Source organism: Mesorhizobium sp. M2A.F.Ca.ET.039.01.1.1 (assembly GCF_003998035.1).
In the GTDB taxonomy this organism is placed as follows: Bacteria; Pseudomonadota; Alphaproteobacteria; order Rhizobiales; family Rhizobiaceae; genus Mesorhizobium.
Map to the genome: position 1 here is coordinate 1 of NZ_RZRY01001266.1, position 1,011 is coordinate 1,011.

The following is a 1,011-nucleotide window of genomic DNA, read 5'->3' on the forward strand; positions in this document are numbered from 1 at the left end:
GCGCATCGCTTCCCACAATTTCAGGCCGATGCCGCCGGCTGAGCCGCACGCTGCATGATTATAATCGGCTGCAGGCCGAGCAGGGGTAGTTTCGCGCCTTCGTCATCCACGGGCGGAGCAAGGAGCGGAGCGACGCGCGCAGACCCGAGGATCCATGCCGTTACCTAAGCCGTAGAGTGCAGCGGTGCAGAAGTCTGCATCGTTGCGGAGCGTCGACGTCACGGAATCCTCGGGTCTCCGCGTCCGCTTCGCTCCCGCTCCGCCCGTGGATAACGAAGAGAGAGTCGCTTACGCCGCCCCCTTCCAGCCGTCCCTGATATGCCTATACCCCTCGCGATAAACCGCCTCCGGGCTCTCCGCGAAATCCCGCCACACCTTTGTCGCCGCAGCCAGATCCTTCAGCGAGCGGCCGAAGGACTCGATCGTCAGCCAGTCGTCATAACCGCTTTTGCGGATGGCGGAGAAAGTCTCCTTCCATGGAATGTTGCCGCGCCCCGGCACCCCGCGGTCGTTCTCCGAAATGTGGACATGGACGATATTGCGGCGATGCTTCGTGTAGGCGCCGATCGGATCGGCCTCCTCGATATTGGCATGGAACGTGTCGTACATCGCCTTGATGTGCGGCCGGTCGATCGCATCGATATGCTCGCACAGATCGGCCATGGTGTTGACCAGATAGCATTCGAAGCGGTTGAGCGCCTCCAATCCGATGGTCACGCCCTTCTTGCCGGCATGGTCACCGATGGCGCGCTGCGAGGCGATCGAGCGCTTCTTCTCGGCAGAAGTCGGCCCGCTGCCGGAAAAGGCGCCGAGCGTCGAATGCAGCGGCCCGCTCAGCGTGTTGGAGCCAAGCGCCGCGCTGCAGTCGATCGCCCATTTCATGTAATCGATACCGGCCTTGCGCGCGGCGGCATCCGGCGAGATCAGGTTCATCGCCGGATCGCCCATCGCCGAGACCGCGGTGCGCTCCAGGCCGATGCGGTCGAGCATCTCGCCCAACCTTTTGTAGTC

1 protein-coding gene is annotated in these 1,011 nt (G+C 63.2%); it reads right to left on the reverse strand.

Annotated elements, in window-relative coordinates:
- Positions 1-288: 288 nt before the first annotated feature.
- On the reverse strand, positions 289-1,011 hold a 723-nt coding region (locus tag EOA24_RS39165; protein ID WP_133374985.1), incomplete at its 5' end, for a sugar phosphate isomerase/epimerase family protein.